The organism is Agrobacterium sp. RAC06, from assembly GCF_001713475.1.
GTDB lineage: Bacteria > Pseudomonadota > Alphaproteobacteria > Rhizobiales > Rhizobiaceae > Allorhizobium.
Window position 1 is genome coordinate 1,772,342 of record NZ_CP016499.1, and the last position, 23,736, is coordinate 1,796,077.

The window sequence follows — 23,736 nt, forward strand, 5'->3', positions numbered from 1 at the left end:
CTCCGGCTTTCTTCGCGTCAAGAATAACACAAGATATCGCGGTCAGAAAACGGTCACTGGAAATGAAAAACCCCGCCGAAGCGGGGTCTCAAATCATCAGCCTGTGATCTTGGAGAAGTCGGCGACCGTTGCAGTCGCCTCGCGGATCGCCTTCAGGAGCGCCAGACGGTTGGCACGGATGGCGGCGTCCTCGTCGTTGACCAGGACGTCCTCGAAGAACTTGTCGACCGGGCCGCGCAGCGTCGAGAGTGCCTGCATGGCGGAGCGGAAGTCTTCCGATGCCACGGCCTCGGCGGCGGATTTCGAGGCGGACTGGATGGCGGCAAAGAGGGACTTTTCCGCGTCGAGCTTCAACAGCGCTTCCGAGACGCCATCGGCGACGACGGTGCCCTTCTTCTCTTCGGCTGCCAGCAACTGGGTGGCGCGCTTGGTGCCGGACAAGAGGTTCAGGCCGTCTTCCGAGGTGATGAAGGCGGTCAAGGCCTCTGCCTTGCGAGCGACCATCAGGAGATCGTCGGCCTCAGGCGTCAGCACGGCATCGATGATGTCGTGGCGGGCGCCCTGGTCGCGGAGATAGACCTTGAGGCGGTCGTGGAAGAAGGAGAGGAGGTCGGCATCCTTGGCGACCGATGCGATCGGCAGCCGGATACCCTTCTCCAAAATCATCCGCACAACACCCAGCGCCGCACGACGCAGCGCATAGGGATCCTTCGAGCCGGTCGGCTTTTCGTTGATCGCCCAAAAGCCCACAAGCGTGTCCAGCTTGTCCGCGAGCGCGACTGTCAGGCCGACCTTGTCTTCCGGCAGGCGGTCGGAAGGGCCATTCGGCTTCCAGTGATCTTCGATCGCGGCAGCGATAGAGGCGTTCTCGCCCTGCAGAAGTGCGTATTTGCGGCCCATCGCGCCCTGGAGTTCGGGGAATTCGCCGACGGCTTCGGTGCGCAGGTCGGCTTTCGCCAGCACCACGGCGCGGTCGACGAGGGCGGCATCGGCGCCCACGATCGGAGCCAGCACCTTGGCCAGCGCCCGGATGCGCGCGACGCGCTCGCCTTGCGTGCCGAGCTTGGCGTGGAAGGTGACGTTCAGCGCGTCGAGCTTCGCCATGCGCTGGTCGAGCGGCTTCCTGAGATCCAGATCGAACTTGGCGGCGGATGCCTTCAGCGTGTCGAGGTCCGGCAGGTCGCCCTGGTCGCGCTTCCAGAAATGGAGGGCATCGGACAGGCGGGCGCGCACGACCTTGCCATTGCCATGCATGATCTCGCGGCCGCCGTCGGTGGCCTGTATGTTGGAGATCAGGATGAAATGGTTGGAGAGCTTGTCCGGCTGCCCTTGAGGGCGCACGACAAAGCACTTCTGGTTGGTCTTGATCGTCAGGCGGATGATCTCGGCAGGGATCGAGAGGTAATCCTCTTCGAACGTGCCGAGCAGGACCTGCGGCCATTCGACGAGGCCGGAGACTTCCTCCAGCAGGCCCTCGTCCTCGACCAGTTCCAGGCCATTGGCAAAGGCGATGTCGCGGGCGTCATGCAGGATCATGTCCTTGCGGCGCTCGGCATCGAGGATGACCTTGGCGCGTTCCAGGCTCGAAACGTAGTCGTCGAAGCGCTTGACGGTGATGGCGTCGGGCGCGTGGAAGCGGTGGCCATAGGTGACGTTGCCCGCCACAATGCCATCGATCTCGAAGGGGATGACCTGCACTTCGTCATGCTCGGGGCCGAAGGTGCAGACGATCGACTGCAGCGGGCGCACCCAGCGCAGGCTTTCCATGCCCTTGCCCTCGATGCCGCCAAAGCTTGAGCCCTTGGGCATCGAGGCAAAGCCCGAGCGCATCGACTTCGGCCAGGGGAAGGCCCTGATGATGCCGGGCATGACATCGGCGATGATCTCTTCGGCCGCACGGCCGGGCTTTTCCATGTAGGCGACGTAGAAATCGCCCTTCTTCGGATCGGTCTTGATGATGGCCTGGTCGATCGAGGTGAGGCCAGCGCCGCGCAGGAAGCCGTCGATCGCTCCTTGAGGCGCCGAGACGCTTGGGCCCTTCTTCTCTTCCTTGATGTCGGCGGAACGGGCGGTTAGGCCACGGATATCCAGCGTCAGGCGCCGGGGCGTCCAGTATTCGCGCGCGCCCTCATAGGTGAGACCCGCATCGACAAGCGCATCGGTGACCATCTTCTTCAGATCGCCAGCCGCCTTGCGCTGCATGCGGGCGGGGATTTCTTCGGAGCGGAGTTCGAGCAGGAGATCGGGCATCGGGTCTGACTTTTCGAGATGTTGCTTGAGGCTGCGGCGGACTTAGCAAGCCCTGCGACAAAAGTCATCCATGGATCGGCGCAAAATGGCGGGTGGATCAGGCGGCGGCCAGGGGATCCCCCCCACCCGCGCGTTACGCGCGACCTCCTCCCACAAGGGGGAGGTGGATGGCTACCACCCTCCCCCGCCACCGCCGCCGCCGCCACCGCCGGAGGAGCCGCCGGAGAAGCCTGACGAGGACGAGGAGCTGGAAGGCGGTGGCGTCGGGATGGTGGAGGCGATGGTTGAGGCCATGGACGATGAGAAGCCGCCGATGCGGTCACCGAACCCGCCGGGATTGCTGCCGTGATACCAGCCGGGGCTGTAGGCGGCGGTCGCGGCGCCTGCGGCAGCGGTTGCGAGCCAGGTTTCGAAGGTCCGCGACCAGGGCTTTTCGACGCCGAGGGCCACCGCGTAAGGCAGGAGCTTTTCGAAATGGCTGGGCGACATCGTCGGCGCGCCGGCCATGTTCATCCGGTCCTTTTCGGCCAATGTCAGATAAATGCGCAGGCCCTCGATGCCGTCCATCAGCTTGCGGCCGAGCGGCGTCGGCGCGCCCATCAGGAAGAAGAAGAGCAGGTTGACCAGGAGGATGCCACCGAAGGCGATGAGCACCGGGAATTGGTGGGTGGATTCGAGGTCCATCCACATGGAGATCAGCATCAGGCTCATGGTGGAGAGCGCGACAAAGCCGATCAGGGCCAGCGCCAGGACGGCGATGATCTTGCTGAAGAGAGAGCGGCCCCGCCTGAACGAGTTGACCAGCCCGATGGTGAAAGTACCGAAGAACACCGAGAAGAAGGTCGGCACGAAGATCAGCGCATAGACGTCCTCGTCGAGGTCTCCGAAAATGAAAAGTGCTGCGACCACGGCAATCGAGAGGCCGATGCCGAGCGAAGTGTAGCCGGGATTGCCATTGTAGTACTTGTTGCGGTGTTCCTTTTCGATGGCCTGGCGGAAGCGGTTACCGACCGATTGCACCTTTTTGCCGTTGGCCTTGTCGATGACGAGCGTGTCGCCGCTTGACGGAATTTCCGCAATCAGAGCAGCCTCACCGGACTGCAGCTTGCTGGTGACGGTCTTCTTCGTGCGGCGGATGGTGATGCTGCTGTCGAGATCATCGAGCTCGACATAGCCAGCAACTGCGAGATTGAGTGCTGCGGCGGAAAGTGCTGTCCAGCCGGCACCTGAGAAGCCTTTGTTATCGATGTAATTAACTAGCGCAGGAGAGATGCCTTCCGGCGGATCCCAGCGGGGGACCACGATACCTTTTGGCGGATCGCGGCCGACGGCGACCCAGGAGCGCAGGTAATAGAGGAAGATGACGGCCAGGCCGCCGAAGCCGATGATGGTGTTGAGGTTGTCGCGGATGAACCACCAGGTGCTGTCTTCCGACGAGGGCGCTGCCACCACGCCCTTGTCGAAGGCGAGCACGATGGTCAGGCCTTCGTTCGGGCTCAGTGGCTGCGTGGTCTGGAATTCGAGACCGTTCGATCCCGGGATTTCACGGGCGTTCTGAGCGGTGGAACCCGATGGACCGGTGTAGACGGTGGTTCTTGTCGGAACGGCATCATCTGGAAGCGTGACGGTCGCGCCCGCGCGATCGATCGGGAAGAGCCAGCCATTGCCTGTCACGTTCCAATAGAGCTCGTCGTGATCGTCGAAGTAACGGATTTGCCGGCCGGTCCGGTAGGTTATGGTGTAGGTGTATTCGCCTGGCTGGAGGAAGACGTCGGCTGAGCCGGTATAGATACGGATGCCGCCGGAGACGGTTTCGGTATGGTTGGCTTCCGGCCGACCGTCCCGTTCAACCGAAATCAGCTCGAAATCGACCTTCTGGCGAAAGCCCCGCGCATCCTGGGCATAAAGCGGGAAGTCGCGGAAAATTCCGCGCCTGATCTCGTTGCCCTCGGCATTGACGGTGATCGTTTCCGTCATCTCGATCGTAGCGTCGGGCAGGACCACGATATCGGCGTGGTAGTCGCGGATGACCTCTTCAGCCTGCGCGCCGCATGCCATCCAGAGAAAGAGAAGGAAGGCGGAGCACAGGCGAAGCAGTGAGGTCATTTCGGATCGTTCCTGACGAGTTCGACGCCGAGTGAGGCGAGCGCATCCCAGTAGGCGGGATAGGTCTTGGCGACACAACCGGGGTCGAGGATGGTGATGTCGCGGATCTTGAGACCCGCGAGCGCAAAGCTCATGGCGATGCGGTGATCGGCGAAGGTATCGATGTCAGCCGGCAGCGACTGGCCTGCGAGCGACGGGTCCGAGAAGACCACGAGGTCGTCGCCCTCTTCCTTGGCCAGGCCCTCGCGGATGTTGTTGAGGCCAGTGGAGACGGCGCGGATGCGGTCGCATTCCTTGACGCGCAAGTTCTCGATGCCAACGAAGCGCACGGGCGTCTCGTTGAAGGCGGCGAGCACGGCAATCGTCGGGATCGCATCCTGCATCTGACTGCCATCGATCACGGCCGGCATGTTCGGGAACTGGGCGATCACGTCATAGGCCTTTGCGTCCGGCTGGGTGAAGGCATCCGATGGCGTGCCGATATCGATCTGGCCGTTGGTCAGGACTTCCGCGCCCCAGAGATAGGTGGCGGCAGAGGCATCCGGCTCGATGTGGAAATCGGTCGCGGTATAGCCGGTTGGCTGGATGACCCAGGAGGCCGATGTCGGCTGCTCGACCCTGGCGCCGAAGGCGCGCATGGCCGACATCGTCAGGTCGATGTAGCCTCGGGCGCCGATATCGGCACCGGCAAGCTCGATGGTGAACGGCTCCGAACCGCAGGCCGCCGCCATCTGGAGGGCCGAGACATACTGGCTCGAAAGGCCGGCATCGATGACCACGTGGTTCTTCTTGAAAGCGCCGTTGGCGTCGATCGCGACCGGAGGGCAACCGGAGGGCGCGGCGATGGCAACGCCGAGCGATTGCAGCGCCTCGACCAGCGGCTTGATCGGCCGCTTGCGCATGTGCTCGTCGCCATCAACGACGTAGCGGCCCTTGCCCAAAGCGAGTGCTGCGGTGAGGAATCGAGTGGCTGTGCCGGCATTGCCCAGGAAAAGCGGTTCCGCAGGCGACTTCAACTCGCCCGTGCTGGTGACGACGAAGGTGGTCGCATCCGGCTCCTCGACGGTGACGCCCATCTGACGGAGCGCTTCGGCCATGTAGCGGGTGTCGTCGCTCTTCAGCGCGCCGGTCAGGCGGCTCGTCCCCTTGGCGAGGCCTGCGAGCAGCAAAGCACGGTTGGTGATGGATTTCGAACCCGGAGGGCTCACCTTGCCGGTGAGGGCATGGGTGGGCGGAAGGATGGTCACACTGTCAGTCGTCATTGATCTCAGTCTCTATGCATGGTCTTCAGCAGGCCTGCAAAGAAGCATGCTTTGCCTGTTTAACCGGTCGCGGGTTCTGGTTGGAAAACCTTAGAACAGTTTTCCGGAACCCGCTGGAAGTGGACGTCAGAACTTGACCGTCGGTACCGCACGGTCGGCCTCGTTGGCAATCTCGAAATAGGGTTTCTTCGAGAAGCCGAACTGGCCGGCGACGAGGTTGTTGGGGAAGCTCTCGACCTTGACGTTCAGATCGCGGGCCGCGCCATTGTAATAGCGGCGCGACATCTGGATCTCGCCTTCAACGGTTTCGAGCGAACGCTGCAGCTCGAGGAAGTTCTCGTTGGCCTTCAGATCCGGATAGGCTTCGGCCAGCGCGATGATCCGGCCCAGCGCCGCCCCGAGCAGGCCTTCGGCCTGGGCGCGGCCAGCGACATCGCCCGCCGGCACGGCCTGGGCCTTGTTGCGCAATTCGACGACGTTCTCCAGCGTCTCCTTCTCATGGCCGGCATACCCCTTCACCGTCTCGATCAGATTGGGGATGAGATCTGCCCGGCGCTTCAACTGCACATCAATGCCCGACCAGGCTTCCTCCGCCATCTGCCGGGCCTTGACCAGACCGTTGTAGATGAAGACGAGGTAGGCGCCGATGGCGGCGATGATGGCCAGTGTCGTAAACATGAATGGCAGGCTCCCAGCTGATATGGCCGCACGTTAGCGGGTCAATATGGGAAAGTCATGATCGAAGTTCCGGCAAGCCCGAGACGGCGAGCCGGAAAACGCCATGGAAGTTTGCTTCAAATTCGACACATACGGGAGCCGCTCTGTTAATCCGAGACCACTAATGTGAGCATTCGGTAGGTTTTTGCAGCGGAGCTGTCGCATGCAAGCTATGACCTGGAATACTCTGCCCTCGTGGGCCCTGCTCGCCAGCCGCGAAATTCTGAAGGCGGCGATCCCAGATCGACGGCTCAGCGATACGCTGAAGGAAATTCTTTCGATCATCACTGCGCTACCGCAACTCGATCTTTCGGAGATGGCGGCGATCTATGTGCGCGACGCGGGACAGGACCGGCAACGGCTGCTGCATCACAACACGGCGGACCAGTTGGACCTGCCGATCGACCTGCCGCCGGGCGTGTGCATGCCCGAATGTATCGCCGAGCGCGAAGACCTCCACCCCTACTGGATACCCATTAGCCTGCCCGGCAATCCGGATTTCGGCATCGGCGTCTTCTTCAGCCGGAGCGAAAGGCCCATCAATCTGGAAAGCCTGTCGGCACTCCGGCTGCTCGCCCAGGACATCGGGCCGATCATCCAGCAGCGCAATGGCTGCACGTCTTCCCTTCTCGACATGGTCGAGCTCTCGACCGACGAGATCTATATATTCGAGCCGCAGCGCTTCACGATCAGCCGGACGAATGCGACGGCGAGTGTCCGGACGGGTTATGCGCGCGAAGCCCTGACCGGCATGACACCTGCTTCGCTCAAGGTGGGCATCTCCGAACTCGATTATCGCGCCAAGCTCATGCCGCTCGTCGAAGGCACTGCCCAGAGCGTCACCTTCGACGCGATCCAGCGGCGGCGGAACGGGACTGTCTATCCGGTCAAGGTGCATGTCTGGCGGATCCGCGGCCCCTCCTCCGACCTCTTTGCCGAGGTTGCAATCGCAACTGCCGACCAGCGCAAGGCCTTTGGGCTGCTGGAACAGGTGTTCGATGCCATTCCCGGCGGGATCGGCGTCTTCGACAATCGCTCGCGGCTCTTGATGGCAAACCGGCGACTCTACGACCTGATGAACATTCCGCCGGAGATGTTTCCGCCTGGTTCCAAGTTCGAAGACATCCTCCGCTACAATGCCAACCGCGGAGAATGGGGCGATGGCGACCCAGAAGTCATGGTGCGCGAGCGGATTGAGCAGGCAGCACTCGGCCTGCCCTACAGCTTTGAGCGCGAACGCAAAAGTGGCAAGGTACTGGCCGTGCGCTCGGAGCCGCTGTCGAATGGCGGCTATGTGTTGAGTTACTCCGACATCACGCTGCGCAAGCGGGCCGAAAAGGATCTCATCCGCCACCGCGACGCGCTCGAAAGAACGGTCCATCAGCGCACCGCCGAAATCGCCGCCCAGGCAGCAGCGCTGGAAGAGGCACTGCAGCAGGAGAAGAACATCAACGCGATGCAGCGGCAGTTCGTGGCGATGACCAGCCACGAATTCCGCACGCCGCTCGCGATCATCGACGGTGCTGCGCAGCGCATCCAGCGCAAGAAAGGCGAGATGGAGACGCGCTTTCTCGCGGACAAGACGCAGCAGATCCGATCGGCCGTTGCCCGCATGGTGGTGCTGATGGAGAGCTTCCTGTCTGCCGGGCGCATGGACACCGGCAAGATCGAGCTGACATTGGTCGACTGCTCTCTGCACAAGTTGATCGAGCAGGCCATCAAGCGGCAGAAGCTCTCATCTCAGCATCACCGGTTCGACGCCGAAATCGAGGCTTTGCCGCCCGTCATCCGTTGCGATGCGCTGGGGATTTCCCAGGTGCTGACCAACCTGCTGTCCAACGCCGTCAAATATGCGCCGCGCGCGCCCGACATCACCATTCGCGGCTGGGAGGAAGACGGCTTTGTCTTTCTCTCAGTCAAGGACGAAGGCGTCGGCATCGACGCGGAGGATGTGCCGAAACTCTTCCAGCCCTATTTCCGCGCCCGCACCTCGACCGGCATTGCCGGCACGGGGATCGGCCTGTCGCTCGTCAAGCAGATCGTGACCCTGCATGACGGCGACATCTTTGTCGAAAGCGAACGGGGAAAGGGCACCTGTTTCACGCTTGTGCTGCCGGTACAGGGACCTGCAGCCAAAGACACTGCCGAACCGGCGCCGGAGGTCAGCGCCGCCTGAACCAAGGGTCAGAAAGGAAAACTGCCATGATCACCGTGCTTTGCGTCGAAGACGAAAGAGACGTCCGCGAACTGATCGCCGAGGAACTGGAGGATGCCGGAATTCGCGTGCTGCAGGCGGAAAACGGCAAGGAGGGCCTCGACAAGATCCTCACCCATCGGCCTGATATCGTGATTTCCGACATCACCATGCCGGAGATGGACGGTATCTCCATGCTCGGCGAATTGCAGATCAACCACCCGCAATTCTCCAACATGCCCTTCCTCTTCCTGACGGCGCTCGCAGACCGGGAAAAGATGATCGAGGGCTTAGGCGCAGGTGCCGAGAGCTACCTTACCAAGCCCATCGACTTCGACGTGCTGATTGCGAAGATCCACGGCCTGGTCGTCCGGATCGAGAACCGCGTGGCGGCGGGGCTGGAGTTTTAGAAAGCTCAGGCAGCCCGGCCAAAATTCGCCCCACCGGCATCCGTCAGCAGGAACGCCTCGCCGCAGCTTTTCGCCAGCGCGCGGACGCGGCCGATATAGGCCTGGCGTTCGGTGACCGAGATGACGCCGCGGGCGTCGAGCAGGTTGAAGATGTGGGAGGCCTTGATGCACTGGTCATAGGCCGGGAAGACGCATTTGTGCAGACGCTGGTTTTCCGAGTCAGAAGGCGCGCCGGCCGCGAGCAGGGCCTGGCATTCCTTCTCGGCATCGATGAAATGGCGATGCAGCATCTCGGTGTTGGCGAATTCGAAGTTGTGGCGGGAATACTCCTGCTCGGCCTGCAGGAAAACGTCGCCGTAGGAGATCTTCTCTTCGCCTTCGCGGCCGTTGAAGTTCAGGTCGTAGACGTTGTCGACGCCCTGGACATACATGGCGAGGCGCTCGAGACCATAGGTGAGTTCACCTGCAACCGGCGAGCAGTCGATGCCGCAAACAGCCTGGAAGTAGGTGAACTGCGAGACTTCCATGCCATCGCACCAGCATTCCCAGCCGAGACCCCAGGCACCCAGCGTCGGGCTTTCCCAGTCGTCTTCGACAAAGCGAATGTCATGCAGCAGCGGATCAAGGCCGATCGCCTTCAGCGAGCCGAGATAGAGCTCCTGCAGGTTGGACGGGTTCGGCTTCAGGATGACCTGATACTGGTAATAATGCTGCAACCGGTTCGGGTTTTCGCCGTAGCGTCCGTCCGAGGGGCGACGCGAGGGCTGGACGTAAGCGGCACGCCAGGGCTTCGGCCCGAGCGCCCGCAGCGTCGTTGCCGGATGGAAGGTGCCGGCGCCGACTTCCATGTCGTAGGGCTGCAGCACCGCGCATCCCTTGTCTGCCCAGTAGGCGTGCAGCGTCAGGATCAGCGCCTGAAAGGAGCGCTTGGGGTCCATATGCGGGGCAAGGGGCGTGGTCATCGGGCTATCCATCGGGTTGGCTCAGGTTGCGGCCCGTCTGGTGCCATGAGCGGGCGGAAGGGTCAAGCGTCTCGGCTCTCGGCTTGGCAAGCCCGCATGGATCAGTTGTCGAGATCATCCGCATCGTGCAGCTTGCCGATCAGGGAAAAGGACACGCCCGTGGGCTCGAAGCGGATAGCGGCCTGCCCCTGGAAGAGATCGGAGACGACACGTTCAGTGAGCCGCGAGCCGAAACCGCGAAGGGTCGGCTCCGTCACCGGCGGGCCGCCGCTTTCCTGCCAGTCGAAGGTGAAACGGTTGTCCTCGCCCTTGCTCCAGCGGACGCTGATGCGGCCTTCCGGTCGCGAAAGGGCGCCGTATTTTGTGGCGTTGGTGGCAAGCTCGTGGATCGCGAGCGATAGACCAAGAGCCTGCTGGGCGGAGAGATAGACCTCAGGCCCGACGATCGAGATCCGATCGTCGCCATCGATATGGGGCGCGACAGCCGTTCGCGTGATTGCGGTAATCTCGGCGGCGGTGACACTCATCCCGGTGAGCACGTCCTGCGCCTTGGCGAGCGTCTGGATGCGTCCGCCGATCGTCGCAGCCGCTTCCGGGATCGAGGTTGCGCCGCGCAGGCTCTGGCTGACGATCGACTGGACCATGGCGAGCGTATTCTTCATCCGGTGCGCAAGTTCGCGGTTCAACAGCTTGAGTTCGTCCTCATACTGTTCTCGCTCATCGAGGTGCTTTTGCGCTTCGAGATAGGCCTCTTCAAGCGCCTGACGGTCTAAAACCGCGCTCGTGGTCTCGGTGACAACGTTCAAGAGGCCAGCAATCTTTCCTTGGTCGTCGTAGAGAGGACTGTAGGAGAAGGTCCAGAAGCTGTCCTGCATGATCCCGTTGCGCAAAATTCGCAAGGGAAGGTTCTCGATCCAAGTGCCCTCGCCCGCCTGCGCACGCAGCACGAAAGGCTCGATGCCGTCCCAGACATCGGCCCAATACTCCCGAAACGGCTGACCGAGCGCGCTTTTCTCCCGACCGGCGAGCATCGGCAGATAGGCGTCGTTGTAGAACTGGAGAAGATCGTCTCCCCACCAGAAGCACGTGGGTTGGCGGGTGGCGAGAACCTGCCGAAGCGTCGTCACCAAGGCGGGCGGCCAGTATTCCGCCCCCCCAAGTGATGTGCTGCTCCAGTCGAATGCACTGATTTCGTCTGCCACCTGTCCCGGCATACCGAGAAAATGCATTGTCTGGCTCATGGGACTCCGGGACTGGGCGATACGCGAAGTGGGGCTCAAAACGCCCGGAACGCCGCTTGTTTCCTTAGGTATCGTCTCGACGTGCCGTACTCAAGCCACGGCATGCCGATTAGTCATCATCCTCGCGGCGAGGGCGATACTCCCCCGTTTCCGGATCCTGAATGAGCGTCCCGATTGCCTGGTTCTCGCGTTCTTTTTCCTCAGCACGCGATTTTGCCACCAGTTTCTCCGCATCCGCGACGAAGCGGCGATAGAGCAGCCAGGCGCCCCCCACCAGGATCGTCAGAAATATCAGCTGCGCCATGTCCCCTCGCCGTTAAGCCCTTCTTCGTCATTCCGGTCAAAGACCGTAGCGACCCCATAGTGCCTTTTCTTCGAGTGTCTCGGCAAGGCCGGCGACTGCCTGAACCGCGATCTGGTCAGGCGCAGCAAAAGCACCGATACCTGCCGCGCGGCGGCCGAAAAGGCCCTTATGGGCACCGATCAGTTCGAGGCGCGCATCCTTGCCATAGCGGGTCTTGATTTCTTCACGCAGGCCGCCGAGGCGATCGACGAGGCCGAGTTCCAGGCCTTTGCGGCCCGTCCAGAACAGACCGGAGAAGATTGCCGGATCGTCTGCAAGCACCGTGCTGCGGCGCGCCTTGACCATGTCGATGAAGATTTCGTGGATCTCAAGCTGCAGGGTCTTCAGGTATTCGATATCGCTTTCCTTCTCCGGCTGGAAAGGATCGAGGATCACCTTGTTCTCACCCGCCGTGTAGACACGGCGTTCAACGCCGATCTTCTTCAGGAGTTCGGGGAAGCCGAAACCGCCAGAGACGACACCGATCGAGCCGACAATCGAGGTCGCATCGGCGATGATCTCGTCGCCGGCGATCGCGATCATGTAGCCGCCGGACGCTGCGACATCCTCGACGAAGACGAGCACACGCTTATTCTTTTCTTCGGCCAGCGCCCGGATGCGATCATAGATCATCCGCGACTGGACGGGGGAACCGCCCGGCGAGTTGATCGACAGGGCCACGGCGGGGCTATCCTTCATGCCGAATGCCTTTTCCAGCTGGCCGGCAACCGAGGAGAGGTTCAAGGCAGGGCGAAAGCGCGAGCCGCCGCTCATGATCGGTCCGTGCAGCCTGACGACCGGAATGACGACGCCCTTTTTCTGGAAGCGCTTGGGAACCAGCCGTTTCAGAAAGTCTGCCATGGTCGCGTTTCAACTCCTCAGGATCATCACTCTGAGCGGAGATGTAAGGAGCCGGAGAGCGAACACAATGGTTCTGCTAAAAAATCAGTGTTTTCAACGCAGGCGCCGATAGCCCACGCGGCCGTTGTTCAGGTCGTCGACCAAGGGGGCGAAGGCGTGACTGTCGGGCTTGTCGTGCATCAGCAGCGGCGCGCGCAGCTGTAGCTTCGCCCGTGACCCCTTGATTGCGGTAACCAGGATGCGGGTTGCGTTTTCGCCGGGTCTTGGGTGGATCGCCGTGATCTCCAGGCCGCCGAAGCGCCTGCCGCAAGCGGCGATGATCTCGGCGATCGACTGTGGTCTGGCAATCAGGGAGAGTTGACCGCCGGGCATCACGATCGCGCCTGCCGTGCGGATCCAGCTCTCGAACAGGTTCTCCGTCATCGCATGGGCTTCCGCCTTCAGGGCATCCGGCGTCTTGCGGTCGCCGGGATCGTTGAAGGGTGGGTTCATGATGACGTGGTGGAAGCTGTCGTCAGGGAGGCCCGCTGCGAAGCGCGCCTTGCCGGTCAAGGTGACATCGGCCTCGATAACCTCGGCGCGCTGCGCGAACTTAACGTTTTCCGGCAGTGCGAGGCTCTTGCGGGCAAAGGCGGCCATATCGCTCGAGCGCTCGACAAGCACGACGGAAGCATCGGGAAGGCGGGTGGCGACAGCCAGACCGGCGGCTCCTGCTCCAGCACCGAGATCGGCAACCCGGATCGGGCGATCGTCCACAACGAGAGAGGCGAGCAGCATGGCATCCATGCCGGCGCGATGGCCGCGTCCAACCGGCTGCACGAGATAAAAGCGGCCACGATGAAAGGCGTCGACCGTTTCGGCCAAGGGCTTGTCGACGAGGGGCTCTAGTCTTGTGACCATCGCGCCCTCACGCTTCGCGGTCGCGCAGTTCTGCCCCAAGGCCGGCATCGGTCAGGATGCGGCGGGCCTGGTCGACACAGTCCGAATCGACCAACAGGCGGCGCTGCAGCATGCCGAGCGAACCCTCGAGGATGCTCATGGACTGGTCTGCGATCATCGAAGCGATCCCGGCGTCGCGCATCAGGCTTTCGGCAAAGGAGAGCAGGACGACGTCGTTGCTGCGAATGATCTCATGCATCGATTTCAGAACTCACTGTTAACAGCTAAACCGGCTTTCAGGCCCAGACCGAGGCAATTCGCCCCTTGCCGTGGCCTTCCGGGCTTTTTATGGTCGGCGACCAAACTGAACAGGAGTCCGGTGCGTTGGGCGTAGTCATACCGCTTGAGGAAAGCAAAAACAAACAGGCATCCGTCAAGCCTCTGGTGGACCTGACCAAAAGCGGCATGGAGCGCGTCAATCAGCTGATCCTGTCGAAGGCAGGCTCTGACGTTCAGATGATCCCGGAGGTGGCAAACCACCTGATCTCATCGGGCGGCAAGCGACTACGCCCGATGCTCACGCTCGCGACAGCCGCCATGTTCGGCTACGAGGGCGACCATCACATCAAGCTCGCGACCTCCGTTGAGTTCATGCACACGGCAACGCTGCTGCATGACGACGTGGTGGACGAGAGCGATCTTCGCCGTGGCAAAAACACAGCCCGCACCATCTGGGGCAACCAGGCAAGCGTGCTGGTCGGCGACTTCCTGCTCGGTCAGGCATTTCGCATGATGGTCGAAGTCGGCTCGCTCGAGGCGCTCGACGTGCTCTCGACCGCGGCCTGCGTGATCGCCGAGGGTGAGGTGCTGCAGCTCTCCGTCGCCAAGAACATGGAGACGACGGAAGACGATTATCTCGCTGTCATCCGCGCCAAGACGGCAGCGCTGTTTGCGGCTGCCGCCGAAGTCGGCCCGATTGTCGCCGGCACTGACAAGGCGACCCGCAGCGCCATGAAATCCTATGGCATGAATCTCGGCCTTGCCTTCCAGCTGGTCGACGACGTGCTCGACTACGGCGGCAAGGCTGCCGAGACCGGCAAGAATGTCGGAGATGATTTCCGCGAGGGCAAGATTACCCTGCCGGTCATCCTCTCCTATCGCCGTGGCACGGCTGCCGAGCGGGAATTCTGGAAGGAATCGATCGAAGGCGGGCTGAACGATGATGTGCGGCTCGAAAGGGCGCTCGGCCTGATCGGCAAGTATGGCGCGCTCACCGACACGATCCAGCGAGCACAGCATTACGGCACCATCGCACGCGATGCACTGGCGCCGCTACCCGAGACGCCGTGGAAGAGCGCCCTCAACGACGTGATCGACTTCTGCATCTCCCGCGTGAATTGACGCAGATCCCGTGATTGCCTTGCGGGGCTGCTTCAAAAAAGCCATTCTATTCGTGAATCATCGCCAATTGCCCGCGCGCGGGCGACCTGCGCTTGCTCTCGGTTCTTGAAAGGCTCGTCCATGCGGCAAAGCTTTGCCCTTCGCACTCTCGCCGGCACCGCGCTCGCGCTGCTGCTCAGCGTCTCGCAGGCGCCGCTGGCGCTTGCTGCTGCCACTGCCCAGTCCACAGAGGCCGAGAGCTTCGATATCGGTAGCGTCGAATCCTTTGCGGGCGCCTTCCTGGCAGCCCGGACTGCGGAAACGGATCGCGATTATCCGAGCGCGGTGAAGTTCTACAAGAAGGCCCTGGAATTCACGCCGAACGAGCTGGAGCTTCAGCAGCGTCTGATGATCGCGCTCATCATGAACGGTGAGTTCGACGAGGGCGCGGATCTCGCCAAGGTTCTGGAAAACGATCCGGCCGTGGAGCGCGTCACCTCCGTAGCCCTCGGATTTCGAGCCATGCGAGACGGCGACTATGCCCAAGCCCTGAAGCATTTCAAATATCAGGGGCCGAACGATCTCGACCGGCTGATGAACCAGCTGCTGATCGCCTGGAGCAAGGTCGGCGAAGGCAAGGGCGAGGAAGCTCTGAAGCTCGTGCAGGATCTCGATGGTCCGAGCTGGTACGGCATTTTCCGCAACTACAATGCTGGCGTGATGGCCGCCATGATCGGCGACGTCGATGCCGCGCGCAGCGCGCTGACCGACACGGTCACCGATCGCAATGGCGGTGCGACGGCGCCCGATACCTTTGCCCGTTCGGTGATCGCGCTTGCGACACTTGAGGCGCAGGCCGGCAACAAGCAGAAGGCACTCGATGCTCTCGCGGCCGGCGACGAACTGATCACCAACTTCGCCCCCTTCAAGGCGCTCCGCACCGAGATCGAATCCGGCAGCCAGCCGAAACCGGTTGTCACAACGGCGGCGCAGGGGGCGGCCGGTGTTCTCTTCTCGATCGGAGGCGCGCTGAACCGTGAAGGCGCCGAAGACACTGTCATGCTGTATCTCCAGCTTTCCCATGCGCTGGACAAGGATGCCGCCGACACGCTGATCCTGCTCGGCGGGATCGCCGAGAATGCAAAGCAGCCGGAAAAGGCGATCGCGTTTTACCGGCAGGTGCCGGAGACCTCGCCGATGCGGCGCATTTCCGAGCTCCAGCTTGGCCTGACGCTCGCCGAAACCGGAAAAGTTCAGGAAGCGCGCGAACATCTGCTCGCCCTGATTGCCTCCGATCCGCAGGATATCAGAAGCTACCTCGCCTATGGCAGCGTGCTGTCCGATGCCAAGGATTATGCGGCCATGGCGGAGAATTATGACAAGGCGATCGAGATCATCGGTCCGAACCCGGCGCGGAACCACTGGTCGGTGTTCTTCCAGCGTGGCATCGCCTATGAGCGGCTGAAGAAGTGGGACACGGCGGAGCCAAACTTCCACAAGGCGCTGGAGCTCAACCCCGATCAGCCGCAGGTGCTGAATTATCTCGGCTATTCCTGGGTCGACATGAACCGCAATCTCCAGGAAGGTCTGGAGATGATCAAGAAGGCGGTCGAGCTTCGGCCGGACGACGGCTACATCGTCGATTCGCTCGGCTGGGCCTATTATCGCCTTGGTCGCTTCGAAGAGGCGGTGGTCGAACTGGAACGCGCCGTCGAGCTGCGTGCCGGTGACCCGACGATCAACGACCATCTGGGCGATGCCTACTGGCGCGTCGGGCGCAAGCTGGAAGCCAAGTATCAGTGGAAGCGGGCGCTGGCCTCCGAGCCGGAAGAGGTCGAAGTTCCGAAGATCCAGGCAAAGATCGACAAGGGCCTTCCGGCGATCGAGTCTGATGCCGCCAAGGTCGAGACCAAACCGGTCGAAGAGCCCAAGAAAGACGACAAGAAGACCTGAGCCGAATGAAAGACATTGCAGAGCGCCGGCCGGAGCGGATCGTCGAGACGGCTCCGGCCAAGATCAACCTTGCTTTGCACGTCACAGGTCGGCGGGACGACGGCTATCATCTTCTCGACAGTCTCGTGACCTTTGCCGAGGACGGCGACGAACTCACCTTCGAGACGGCAGACACAGACAGTTTCCGTATCGTCGGGCGCTTTGGGGCTGCGCTTTCAGGCGATGACAATCTGGTTCTGAATGCGCGCGATCTGCTTCGGGCCGCCCTCGATGAATGCGGCCAGCCACATGGCGCTGTTTCCATTCTTCTCGACAAGAGCCTGCCGATCGCGTCGGGGATCGGCGGTGGTTCGGCGGATGCCGCAGCGACATTGCGCGGTCTCCTCAGGCTCTGGAAGGCGGAGCTGCCGGCGGAGACGTTGCAGCAGATCGCAGTGCAGCTAGGCGCCGATGTGCCGATGTGCCTTGCCTCGACGCCGCTGCGCGCGCGCGGGATCGGCGAGACGATCGAGACAGTTGCCATGCCCTCCGTACCGCTGGTGCTGATCAATCCGCTGAAGCCCGTTTCCACGCCGGAGATCTTTCGCAGCCTTCAGCGCCGCGACAATGATCCGATCGGCGAGATGGACCAATCTTCCAGTCTCTCTGCGTGGATGCAGTCGCTCTCCGCCCTGCGCAACGACCTGCAGCCGCCGGCAGAAGCGCTGGTGCCCGAGATTGCCGAGGCCTGCGATCTGCTGCGGCAGAGCCTGGCAGGTTTTGTGCGCATGTCTGGCTCTGGCGCCACCTGTTTCGGGCTCTACGAGACCGAGGCTGCGGCGATGAAGGCGGCCTTGGCGCTTTCGGCCTATCGGCCGAACTGGTATGTGCTCCTCACACGTACCGTTCAGGGAGAGAGCCGATGAGCCGCATCGACGAAAGCCGCCCCTTCATTCCCGTTGGCATTGCGGTGCTCACCGTTTCCGACACCCGCAGCCTTTCCGACGACAAATCCGGGGACACGCTGGTCGCGCGCATCGAAGAGGCTGGTCACCGGCTTGTTGCCCGGGCGATCGTCAAGGACGACAAGACGACGATCCGGGACCAGGTCGAGACCTGGACGAAGACGCCCGAGATCGATGTCGTCATCACCACCGGTGGCACGGGCTTTACCGGGCGGGATGTCACGCCCGAGGCCTTGGAGCCGCTGTTCGAAAAGCGCATGGACGGCTTTTCCGAAGTCTTCCACCGCATCTCTTATGACAAGATCGGCACCTCGACGATCCAGTCCCGCGCGACGGGTGGCGTTGCCAACGCCACATTCATCTTCGTGCTGCCGGGCTCGCCCGGCGCCTGCAAGGATGCGTGGGACGGTATCATCAAGCCGCAGCTCGACTATCGGCACATGCCCTGCAATTTCGTGGAAATCATGCCCAGGCTCGACGAGCATCTGAAGCGCAGCCAAGGCTGATCAGCGGCGCGCCTCACGGGCGACCCAGGACGGAATGATCTCGGAGGCGAGACGGCGCGGCTTGTGACCGCGCGCAAGCTGAAGCAGTTCCCTGCCCTCGCCAGCCAACCCCTGTGCCTGACGCTTCGGGATCAGCAGGCCATTCTCGAGCAGCGGCGTCGAGCGGGTCAGCCGCCGGTAGAAGGGCTGCCGGTAAAGCCGCGATTCGGAGAAACGGGCGGGCGCCTTATTGAGCGCGACATATTCCGCGACCTCGTCCACCCAGCCCTGGCCGAGCCGCGCACCGGGTTCGATGAGGAGCAGCCATTCGCCGCGCGCTGTCGCCAGCACGTCCTTCATGTCCCACTGCTGATAAAATCGGCATCCGGCAGCGTCGGCAACCAAGGACGAACCATCGGTCGAGCCGTGGTCAAGCACGATGACATCGCTGACCAGACCCTCGACAGCGCCGGCCACCAGCACGGACAAGGTCTGTGCGAGCTCGGGTTCCTGGTCGTGGCATTCCATGATCACTGTCAGCATTGCCTATATCTATCGCATTGCACAAAGTTTTGCCACAGACAGTTTTCCGAAGTTTGTTCTTGCATTGTTCTCTTTTTGCCGCTAGGAATAAAGTCATTGAGCGAGGCTTGAACGCCCGCGAGGAGCCAAACATGACCGAGCTGTCTCTTGTGAGCCAGGCTGCCTTTCAGCCCGGCAATACGGCAGATATTGCCGATGCGCTGATGAACGCGTCCGGCATGCGGATCGAGATCGATCGGCGGCGCGGACGTGCGGCCGGGATCAATCCGGCCGGCCGGTTCGAGAGCCAGGAGCGCGTCGCCTTCGATGACGGCTGGCATACGCTCGAGGACATGCCGCCCTTCAGGACCGAAGTTCAGGTCGAGAAGCCGCGCACGGTCATCACCCGCAACGATTCACCCGACATTCCCTTCGACCGTTCGATCAACCCCTATCGCGGCTGCGAGCATGGCTGCATCTACTGCTTCGCCCGGCCGACCCACAGCTATATGGGCCTGTCGGCAGGCCTCGACTTCGAGGCCAAGCTGTTTGCCAAGCCGGATGCGCCACGCCTGCTGGAACGGGAACTGTCGAAGCCGGGCTACAAGGTGAAACCGATCGCGATCGGCACCAATACCGATCCATATCAGCCGATTGAACGGGAATGGCGCATCATGCGACAGATCCTGGAAGTCCTGGACAAGGCGAACCATCCGGTTGTGATCGTGACGAAGTCCGCGCTCATCCTGCGCGATATCGACATCCTGACGTCGATGGCAGAGCGCGGGCTGGTGAAAGTCGGCATCTCGGTGACGACGCTGGATCGCAAACTGGCACGGACGATGGAGCCCCGTGCCTCGACACCGGCCAAACGGCTGGAGGCGATCAAGACGCTTTCAGAGGCCGGCATTCCTGTGGCCGTTATGATGGCGCCGATCATTCCCGCTCTCAACGATCACGAAATCGAACGCATTCTCGACAGCGGCAAGGCCGCAGGGGCGACTGAGGCGAGTTATGTGCTGTTGCGCCTGCCGCTCGAAGTGAGCCCGCTATTTCGCGACTGGCTGCTGCAGAACTATCCGGACCGCTATCGTCACGTGATGTCACTGGTTCGCTCGATGCGCGACGGCAAGGATTATGATGCCGAATTCGGCAAGCGGATGAAGGGAGCCGGTCCCTATGCCTGGCAGATCAGCCGTCGCTTCGAGATGACGACCAAGCGGCTCGGCCTGATGCGCCGCAGCCTGCATCTCAGGGAAGACCTGTTCATCTCGCCCGACAGCGACGGAGTGCAGCTCTCGCTGCTCTGACTTGGGTTTGTTTTCGTATTCCGGTGCTGTTGTCCGCCGCCTCGCACCGGATTTAGTCCCTGGTAAGCCGCCCCTTTCGCCATGATCGCGATTGGGACCGGGGACTTGCAGGAGGTCGGGTGCGCGTGCGATTTCTGCCGCATGAAACGACGCACGCCACCCGATTCTCCTGGCCTCTTTCCAGACTTGCCCCTCGTCCCGGATTTCTCACTTGAGAGCCGCGCCAAGCGCCAGGGCCTTTGGCCGGTGGCCGGGACCGACGAAGCAGGACGCGGGCCTCTGGCAGGCCCGGTGGTCGCCGCAGCCGTGATCCTCGATCCGAAGCGGATCCCCGACGGGCTGAACGACTCCAAGAAGCTTTCCGCCGCCCAGCGTGAGGTCCTCTATGAGCATATCCTGGCCGAAGCGACCGTTTCGATTGCGTCCTCCTCGCCCAAGCGCATCGATCTCATCGACATCCGCAAGGCGAGCCTCGATGCCATGCGCCGGGCCGTGGCCGGCCTCGATCAGGAGGCCCGGCATGTGCTCGCCGATGGTCGCGATGTGCCGCTCGGCCTTTTGTGCTCGGGTGAAGCGGTGGTCAAGGGCGATGCGCGTTCCGTCTCGATCGCTGCCGCCTCGATCGTCGCCAAAGTGATGCGGGACCGGATGATGGTGAGAGCTGGCCTCGTCTATCCCGATTACGGCTTTGAGGTCCATGCGGGCTACGGCACGGACCGCCACCGCAGCGCGATCGTGACCCACGGCCCCTGCCCCTTGCACCGGATGAGTTTCCGACCGCTGAAGATCACCGCCACGCCAGCGGACGCAGACCTCTAGACCTCATATCTGCGCGCACCTGCAACCGTAACCGGGCGTACATGCCACAGAGCACTGACGACCATACTTCGCGCTTCATCCATCTCGACAGGCTACACAGCGAAAAAGAAAACGCCCCGACCGGAGACCGGTCGGGGCGTCACAATCAGCAACTTGTCCGCGGTCGGCCGAACTCAGTTCAGGCGCGACTTCACTTCACCGACGGAGGCCTTGAACAGCGACTGCTGCACGGCTTCGTCGGACTTCTTGGCCAGGACCTTCTCGGCAGCTGCGATCGCAAGGTCGACGGCTGCAGCGCGAACGGCGTTCACGGCTTCGGTCTCGGCCTGCTTGATCTTCTGCTCGGAGAGTGCGTTGCGGCGTGCAACAAACTCTTCGGTCTTCTGCTTGGCTTCCGCGGTCAGGGCAGCGGCCTCGCGCTCGGCGGCGGCCACGATGGCTGCAGCCTCGGCTTCGGCTTCCTTGCGCTTGCGCTGGTATTCGGCCAGCAGGTGCTGAGCCTCTTCGCGCAGGCGCTTGGCTTCGGCCAGCTCGTCGCGGATCTTGTCGGCGCGCTCATCCAGAGCCTTCGCCATCATGCCCGGTACCTTCAGGTAGGCGAGCAGGAGGAAGAAGAGGACGAGGGCAACGAGCGCGAAAAATGAAGAGTCCATGATGCTTAGGCCCCCTGCTTTGCGACGCCGGAGACGGCGGCCTTGATGTCGGCCGCGGTCGACTTGGCGCCGATCAGTTCTTCAACGATTGCGCCGACAGTGTCGATCGCGATCGTGTCGACTTCAGCAAAAGCGCGAGCCTTGATGTCGGCGATGCGGCTTTCGGCAGCGGCGATCTTGGCGGACAGTTCCGTCTCGATCGCAGCACGCTCCGCATCGGCCTTGGCCTTGGATGCATCACGAGCGGCAGAAGCGATCTGGCCGGCTTTCGCCTTGGCCGCAGTCAATTCGCGCTCGTAGGTTTCGATGGCAGCATCGGCTTCGGACTTCAGACGAGAAGCCTCGTCGAGATCCTGGGCGATGCGGTCGTGGCGGTTCTCAAGAATGCCGCCGACGCGCGGGACGATGACCTTCTGCATGAGCATGTAGAACACGCCGAACGTGATCACCAGCCACAGAAGCTGCGACGGATAGGTCGAAAAATCGAACGGCGGGAACACGCCGCCGCCATGAGCCTCGTCGTGGGCCACGCCGGTCTCTGTGTGAAGCTGGCCTTCTGCCGGGGTTTCCTGGGCAAAGGCGGGGGTCACAAACATGCTCACCTCCAGGTGTATGCTCAAATGCGCGAGATCACGGCTGCCTTGTCGGCGCGCCGTGATCTCAAACTCCAGCCGTTATCAGACGGCGAACAGGAGAAGGAGAGCGATGAGCAGCGAGAAGATGCCCAGAGCTTCCGTAACGGCGAAGCCGAATACCAGACGGCCGAACTGGCTGTCAGCAGCAGACGGGTTGCGCAGTGCCCCGGTCAGGTAGTCACCGAAGATACGGCCGAGAGCGAGGGACGTACCAGCCATGCCGAGGCATGCGAGACCCGCGCCGATGTACTTTGCTGCTTCCGCTTCCATATGGATACTCCTTCGAATGGGTTGTTGCGGCTGTTTTTGACACCCGGGAAACCGGGGCCAGCGACTTTATTCTCAGTGACCACCATGCACGGCGTCGTTCAGGTACATGCAAGTCAGTACCGCGAAGACGTAAGCCTGCAGGAAGGCAACGAGAAACTCGAGAGCGGTCATGGCGACCGTCATGATGAGGGGCAGGATGGAGCCTGCGACGCCGACGGCACCGGCAGCACTCATCGACACCACGAAGCCCGCGAAGACCTTCAGCGTGATGTGACCGGCCAGCATGTTGGCGAAGAGACGAACCGAAAGGCTGATCGGGCGCGACAGGAAGGACACGACCTCAATCGTCGACACGAGCGGCAAAAGTGCGCCCGGAACGCCGGATGGCGCAAAGATCGAGAGGAAGTGCAGACCGTGCTTGTAGAAGCCGTAGATCAGGACCGTCAGGATGACGAACAGCGCCAGGGCAAAAGTGACGATGATCTGGCTGGTGATCGTGAAGAAGTAGGGGAACATGCCGAGCAGGTTTGCCGTCAGGACGAACATGAACAGCGAGAAGACCATCGGGAAGAAGTGCATGCCCTTGGAGCCCGCGCCTTCGCGCAGCATGGAGGCAATGAACTCGTAGGCCATTTCGGCGACCGACTGCATGCGCGTCGGGATGAGACCGCGATTGGCGGTCGAGAAGTAGAGGAAGCCCGAGGCGGCAGCCACGGTTGCCACCATGAACAGGGAGGCGTTGGTGAACGAAAAATCAATCCCGCCGATTTCGATCGGTACAATCGGCTTCACAAGGAACTGGGAAGTGGGATCGTTTGCCACGTTCTGCTCTTTCGCTTTCGCCGCCGAAGCGGTCATTCTCGTTTCCGGGCCGGCGCGTCAGCGACCGTTGCCCTTGTCGTCCAAGTCCAGTCTGCGATCCGCCGGATGTGGCGATGCCACGATCCCGACGACGCGCATGACGTTCAACACGCCGGCGCAGAAACCGATAAGAAGCATGACGATCATGCCCCATGGCCCCGTGCCCACAAAGTAGTCGAAAAGATAACCCAGGATGGCACCAACAATGATGGCGGAGATGAATTCGCTCGAGATCTTCATTGCCATACCATATCCCTTGCGGGTCTGGTCGGCATTGATCTCGGCTCGCTCCTCGTCCTTGACCTTGGCATCCCGCTCAGCGAGTTCCGTGGTCAGCCGTCTGCGGCGCTCTTCCAGATCTTCTTCCCGGTGGTCCGTCATGGCTTTCTCCGACCGTCGCCTGTCTCATGGGCCGTTTATGCGCCCGAATTGAATGCAGAAACGGCGAGATAGAAACCCTTCTGGCCCGCTTTGAAGTCGGCCGCACCATAATTTTGAGCCCCTGCATAGTCAAGGCGTGACAGCACCAAGTTTCACCACAAATTAACCCCGAAAAATCATAGACTTAAGTCCAAGATGCAGAATCGTCGCAGATGACGGACGACAAATCCGGTCAATCCGTCGCAAGCATGGACCAGAATCTGCCACATTCACGGAGTCGTGTGACTTGCGTCATCGT

The 23,736-nt window shown here is 61.9% G+C and carries 24 protein-coding genes; 8 read left to right on the forward strand and 16 right to left on the reverse strand.

What is annotated here, in order from left to right; all coding sequences use genetic code 11:
- Positions 1–96: 96 nt before the first annotated feature.
- From glyS to BSY240_RS08690, 4 genes are all read right to left on the reverse strand, one after another.
- Positions 97–2,250 carry a glycine--tRNA ligase subunit beta gene (glyS, locus tag BSY240_RS08675; protein ID WP_069042024.1) on the reverse strand — a complete coding sequence of 718 codons (2,154 nt, stop codon included), beginning with the start codon at positions 2,248–2,250 and terminating at the stop codon, positions 97–99.
- 171 nt (positions 2,251–2,421) lie between these two features.
- Positions 2,422–4,356 carry a DUF2207 domain-containing protein gene (locus BSY240_RS08680; RefSeq protein WP_069042025.1) on the reverse strand — a complete coding sequence of 645 codons (1,935 nt, stop codon included), beginning with the start codon at positions 4,354–4,356 and terminating at the stop codon, positions 2,422–2,424.
- The gene (locus tag BSY240_RS08685; protein WP_069042026.1) at positions 4,353–5,618 is read right to left on the reverse strand and encodes a 3-phosphoshikimate 1-carboxyvinyltransferase; all 1,266 of its coding nucleotides are present in this window, start codon (positions 5,616–5,618) and stop codon (positions 4,353–4,355) included. The genes BSY240_RS08680 and BSY240_RS08685 overlap by 4 nt, the downstream gene beginning before the upstream one ends.
- Before the next feature lie 126 nt (positions 5,619–5,744).
- Positions 5,745–6,296, reverse strand: a complete 552-nt coding sequence (locus BSY240_RS08690) for a LemA family protein (RefSeq protein WP_054148853.1) — start codon at positions 6,294–6,296, stop codon at positions 5,745–5,747.
- A gap of 202 nt (positions 6,297–6,498) precedes the next feature.
- On the opposite strand from BSY240_RS08690, the gene BSY240_RS08695 reads away from it, so the two are divergent.
- Together BSY240_RS08695 and BSY240_RS08700 are read left to right on the forward strand one after the other, a co-directional pair.
- The gene (locus tag BSY240_RS08695; RefSeq protein WP_069042027.1) at positions 6,499–8,511 is read left to right on the forward strand and encodes a sensor histidine kinase; all 2,013 of its coding nucleotides are present in this window, start codon (positions 6,499–6,501) and stop codon (positions 8,509–8,511) included.
- Between the two features lie 26 nt (positions 8,512–8,537).
- The gene (locus BSY240_RS08700) at positions 8,538–8,939 is read left to right on the forward strand and encodes a response regulator (RefSeq protein ID WP_069042028.1); all 402 of its coding nucleotides are present in this window, start codon (positions 8,538–8,540) and stop codon (positions 8,937–8,939) included.
- Positions 8,940–8,944: 5 nt separating this feature from the next.
- Here the strand turns inward: BSY240_RS08700 and BSY240_RS08705 are convergent, their stop codons facing one another.
- The 6 genes from BSY240_RS08705 to BSY240_RS08730 form a co-directional block, all read right to left on the reverse strand.
- The gene (locus BSY240_RS08705; RefSeq protein WP_140829073.1) at positions 8,945–9,877 is read right to left on the reverse strand and encodes a glycine--tRNA ligase subunit alpha; all 933 of its coding nucleotides are present in this window, start codon (positions 9,875–9,877) and stop codon (positions 8,945–8,947) included.
- Positions 9,878–10,002: 125 nt separating this feature from the next.
- Entirely contained in the window at positions 10,003–11,142 is a 1,140-nt protein-coding gene (locus BSY240_RS08710) for a sensor histidine kinase (RefSeq protein ID WP_069042029.1), read from the reverse strand.
- A gap of 109 nt (positions 11,143–11,251) precedes the next feature.
- Entirely contained in the window at positions 11,252–11,446 is a 195-nt protein-coding gene (locus BSY240_RS08715) for a hypothetical protein (protein WP_054148848.1), read from the reverse strand.
- 36 nt (positions 11,447–11,482) lie between these two features.
- Complete coding sequence (locus BSY240_RS08720; RefSeq protein ID WP_069042030.1) at positions 11,483–12,346, reverse strand: S49 family peptidase; 864 nt, start codon at positions 12,344–12,346, stop codon at positions 11,483–11,485.
- A 93-nt stretch (positions 12,347–12,439) separates the two neighbouring features.
- Positions 12,440–13,246, reverse strand: a complete 807-nt coding sequence (locus BSY240_RS08725; RefSeq protein WP_069042031.1) for a tRNA1(Val) (adenine(37)-N6)-methyltransferase — start codon at positions 13,244–13,246, stop codon at positions 12,440–12,442.
- 7 nt (positions 13,247–13,253) lie between these two features.
- On the reverse strand, positions 13,254–13,484 hold the full coding sequence (locus BSY240_RS08730; RefSeq protein ID WP_054148845.1) for a putative signal transducing protein: 231 nt from the start codon (positions 13,482–13,484) through the stop codon (positions 13,254–13,256).
- Between the two features lie 125 nt (positions 13,485–13,609).
- On the opposite strand from BSY240_RS08730, the gene BSY240_RS08735 reads away from it, so the two are divergent.
- From BSY240_RS08735 to moaB, 4 genes are all read left to right on the forward strand, one after another.
- Positions 13,610–14,626 (forward strand): polyprenyl synthetase family protein, encoded by a 1,017-nt coding sequence (locus BSY240_RS08735; RefSeq protein WP_069042032.1) that lies wholly within the window; start codon positions 13,610–13,612, stop codon positions 14,624–14,626.
- Between the two features lie 120 nt (positions 14,627–14,746).
- Positions 14,747–16,558: a tetratricopeptide repeat protein gene (locus BSY240_RS08740; protein ID WP_069042033.1), complete on the forward strand. Its 1,812-nt coding sequence runs from the start codon at positions 14,747–14,749 to the stop codon at positions 16,556–16,558.
- 5 nt (positions 16,559–16,563) lie between these two features.
- Positions 16,564–17,463, forward strand: a complete 900-nt coding sequence (locus BSY240_RS08745; RefSeq protein ID WP_069042034.1) for a 4-(cytidine 5'-diphospho)-2-C-methyl-D-erythritol kinase — start codon at positions 16,564–16,566, stop codon at positions 17,461–17,463.
- Complete coding sequence (moaB, locus tag BSY240_RS08750; RefSeq protein WP_054148841.1) at positions 17,460–18,008, forward strand: molybdenum cofactor biosynthesis protein B; 549 nt, start codon at positions 17,460–17,462, stop codon at positions 18,006–18,008. The genes BSY240_RS08745 and moaB overlap by 4 nt, the downstream gene beginning before the upstream one ends.
- On the opposite strand, the gene BSY240_RS08755 is transcribed toward moaB, so the two are convergent.
- Entirely contained in the window at positions 18,009–18,530 is a 522-nt protein-coding gene (locus BSY240_RS08755) for a glycosyl transferase (RefSeq protein ID WP_054148840.1), read from the reverse strand. It lies immediately after the preceding gene.
- A 131-nt stretch (positions 18,531–18,661) separates the two neighbouring features.
- Here BSY240_RS08755 and BSY240_RS08760 point away from each other — a divergent pair, with 131 nt between their 5' ends.
- A complete protein-coding gene (locus tag BSY240_RS08760; protein WP_069042035.1) occupies positions 18,662–19,819 on the forward strand; it encodes a PA0069 family radical SAM protein in 1,158 nt (385 codons plus the stop codon).
- Positions 19,820–19,960: 141 nt separating this feature from the next.
- Positions 19,961–20,638 carry a ribonuclease HII gene (locus BSY240_RS08765; protein ID WP_069042036.1) on the forward strand — a complete coding sequence of 226 codons (678 nt, stop codon included), beginning with the start codon at positions 19,961–19,963 and terminating at the stop codon, positions 20,636–20,638.
- A 173-nt stretch (positions 20,639–20,811) separates the two neighbouring features.
- On the opposite strand, the gene BSY240_RS08770 is transcribed toward BSY240_RS08765, so the two are convergent.
- The 5 genes from BSY240_RS08770 to BSY240_RS08790 all read right to left on the reverse strand — a co-directional run bounded on the left by BSY240_RS08770 (position 20,812) and on the right by BSY240_RS08790 (position 23,438).
- Positions 20,812–21,291, reverse strand: coding sequence for a F0F1 ATP synthase subunit B (locus tag BSY240_RS08770; protein ID WP_054148837.1), 480 nt, complete (start codon positions 21,289–21,291; stop codon positions 20,812–20,814).
- 5 nt (positions 21,292–21,296) lie between these two features.
- Entirely contained in the window at positions 21,297–21,887 is a 591-nt protein-coding gene (locus BSY240_RS08775) for a F0F1 ATP synthase subunit B (protein WP_054148836.1), read from the reverse strand.
- Positions 21,888–21,968: 81 nt separating this feature from the next.
- Entirely contained in the window at positions 21,969–22,196 is a 228-nt protein-coding gene (locus tag BSY240_RS08780; RefSeq protein ID WP_006726635.1) for a F0F1 ATP synthase subunit C, read from the reverse strand.
- Positions 22,197–22,268: 72 nt separating this feature from the next.
- Positions 22,269–23,018, reverse strand: a complete 750-nt coding sequence (locus BSY240_RS08785; protein ID WP_054148980.1) for a F0F1 ATP synthase subunit A — start codon at positions 23,016–23,018, stop codon at positions 22,269–22,271.
- A gap of 57 nt (positions 23,019–23,075) precedes the next feature.
- Positions 23,076–23,438 (reverse strand): AtpZ/AtpI family protein, encoded by a 363-nt coding sequence (locus tag BSY240_RS08790; protein WP_054148835.1) that lies wholly within the window; start codon positions 23,436–23,438, stop codon positions 23,076–23,078.
- Positions 23,439–23,736: the final 298 nt, after the last annotated feature.

Bases quoted from the DNA above. Each gene is read 5' to 3' on its own strand.
- glyS (WP_069042024.1), bottom strand. From the start codon at position 2,250: ATGCCCGATCTCCTGCTCGAACTCCGCTCCGAAGAAATCCCCGCCCGC.
- BSY240_RS08680 (WP_069042025.1), bottom strand. From the start codon at position 4,356: ATGACCTCACTGCTTCGCCTGTGCTCCGCCTTCCTTCTCTTTCTCTGG.
- BSY240_RS08685 (WP_069042026.1), bottom strand. From the start codon at position 5,618: ATGACGACTGACAGTGTGACCATCCTTCCGCCCACCCATGCCCTCACC.
- BSY240_RS08690 (WP_054148853.1), bottom strand. From the start codon at position 6,296: ATGTTTACGACACTGGCCATCATCGCCGCCATCGGCGCCTACCTCGTC.
- BSY240_RS08695 (WP_069042027.1), top strand. From the start codon at position 6,499: ATGCAAGCTATGACCTGGAATACTCTGCCCTCGTGGGCCCTGCTCGCC.
- BSY240_RS08700 (WP_069042028.1), top strand. From the start codon at position 8,538: ATGATCACCGTGCTTTGCGTCGAAGACGAAAGAGACGTCCGCGAACTG.
- BSY240_RS08705 (WP_140829073.1), bottom strand. From the start codon at position 9,877: ATGGACCCCAAGCGCTCCTTTCAGGCGCTGATCCTGACGCTGCACGCC.
- BSY240_RS08710 (WP_069042029.1), bottom strand. From the start codon at position 11,142: ATGAGCCAGACAATGCATTTTCTCGGTATGCCGGGACAGGTGGCAGAC.
- BSY240_RS08715 (WP_054148848.1), bottom strand. From the start codon at position 11,446: ATGGCGCAGCTGATATTTCTGACGATCCTGGTGGGGGGCGCCTGGCTG.
- BSY240_RS08720 (WP_069042030.1), bottom strand. From the start codon at position 12,346: ATGGCAGACTTTCTGAAACGGCTGGTTCCCAAGCGCTTCCAGAAAAAG.
- BSY240_RS08725 (WP_069042031.1), bottom strand. From the start codon at position 13,246: ATGGTCACAAGACTAGAGCCCCTCGTCGACAAGCCCTTGGCCGAAACG.
- BSY240_RS08730 (WP_054148845.1), bottom strand. From the start codon at position 13,484: ATGCATGAGATCATTCGCAGCAACGACGTCGTCCTGCTCTCCTTTGCC.
- BSY240_RS08740 (WP_069042033.1), top strand. From the start codon at position 14,747: ATGCGGCAAAGCTTTGCCCTTCGCACTCTCGCCGGCACCGCGCTCGCG.
- BSY240_RS08745 (WP_069042034.1), top strand. From the start codon at position 16,564: ATGAAAGACATTGCAGAGCGCCGGCCGGAGCGGATCGTCGAGACGGCT.
- moaB (WP_054148841.1), top strand. From the start codon at position 17,460: ATGAGCCGCATCGACGAAAGCCGCCCCTTCATTCCCGTTGGCATTGCG.
- BSY240_RS08755 (WP_054148840.1), bottom strand. From the start codon at position 18,530: ATGCTGACAGTGATCATGGAATGCCACGACCAGGAACCCGAGCTCGCA.
- BSY240_RS08760 (WP_069042035.1), top strand. From the start codon at position 18,662: ATGACCGAGCTGTCTCTTGTGAGCCAGGCTGCCTTTCAGCCCGGCAAT.
- BSY240_RS08765 (WP_069042036.1), top strand. From the start codon at position 19,961: ATGAAACGACGCACGCCACCCGATTCTCCTGGCCTCTTTCCAGACTTG.
- BSY240_RS08770 (WP_054148837.1), bottom strand. From the start codon at position 21,291: ATGGACTCTTCATTTTTCGCGCTCGTTGCCCTCGTCCTCTTCTTCCTC.
- BSY240_RS08775 (WP_054148836.1), bottom strand. From the start codon at position 21,887: ATGTTTGTGACCCCCGCCTTTGCCCAGGAAACCCCGGCAGAAGGCCAG.
- BSY240_RS08780 (WP_006726635.1), bottom strand. From the start codon at position 22,196: ATGGAAGCGGAAGCAGCAAAGTACATCGGCGCGGGTCTCGCATGCCTC.
- BSY240_RS08790 (WP_054148835.1), bottom strand. From the start codon at position 23,438: ATGACGGACCACCGGGAAGAAGATCTGGAAGAGCGCCGCAGACGGCTG.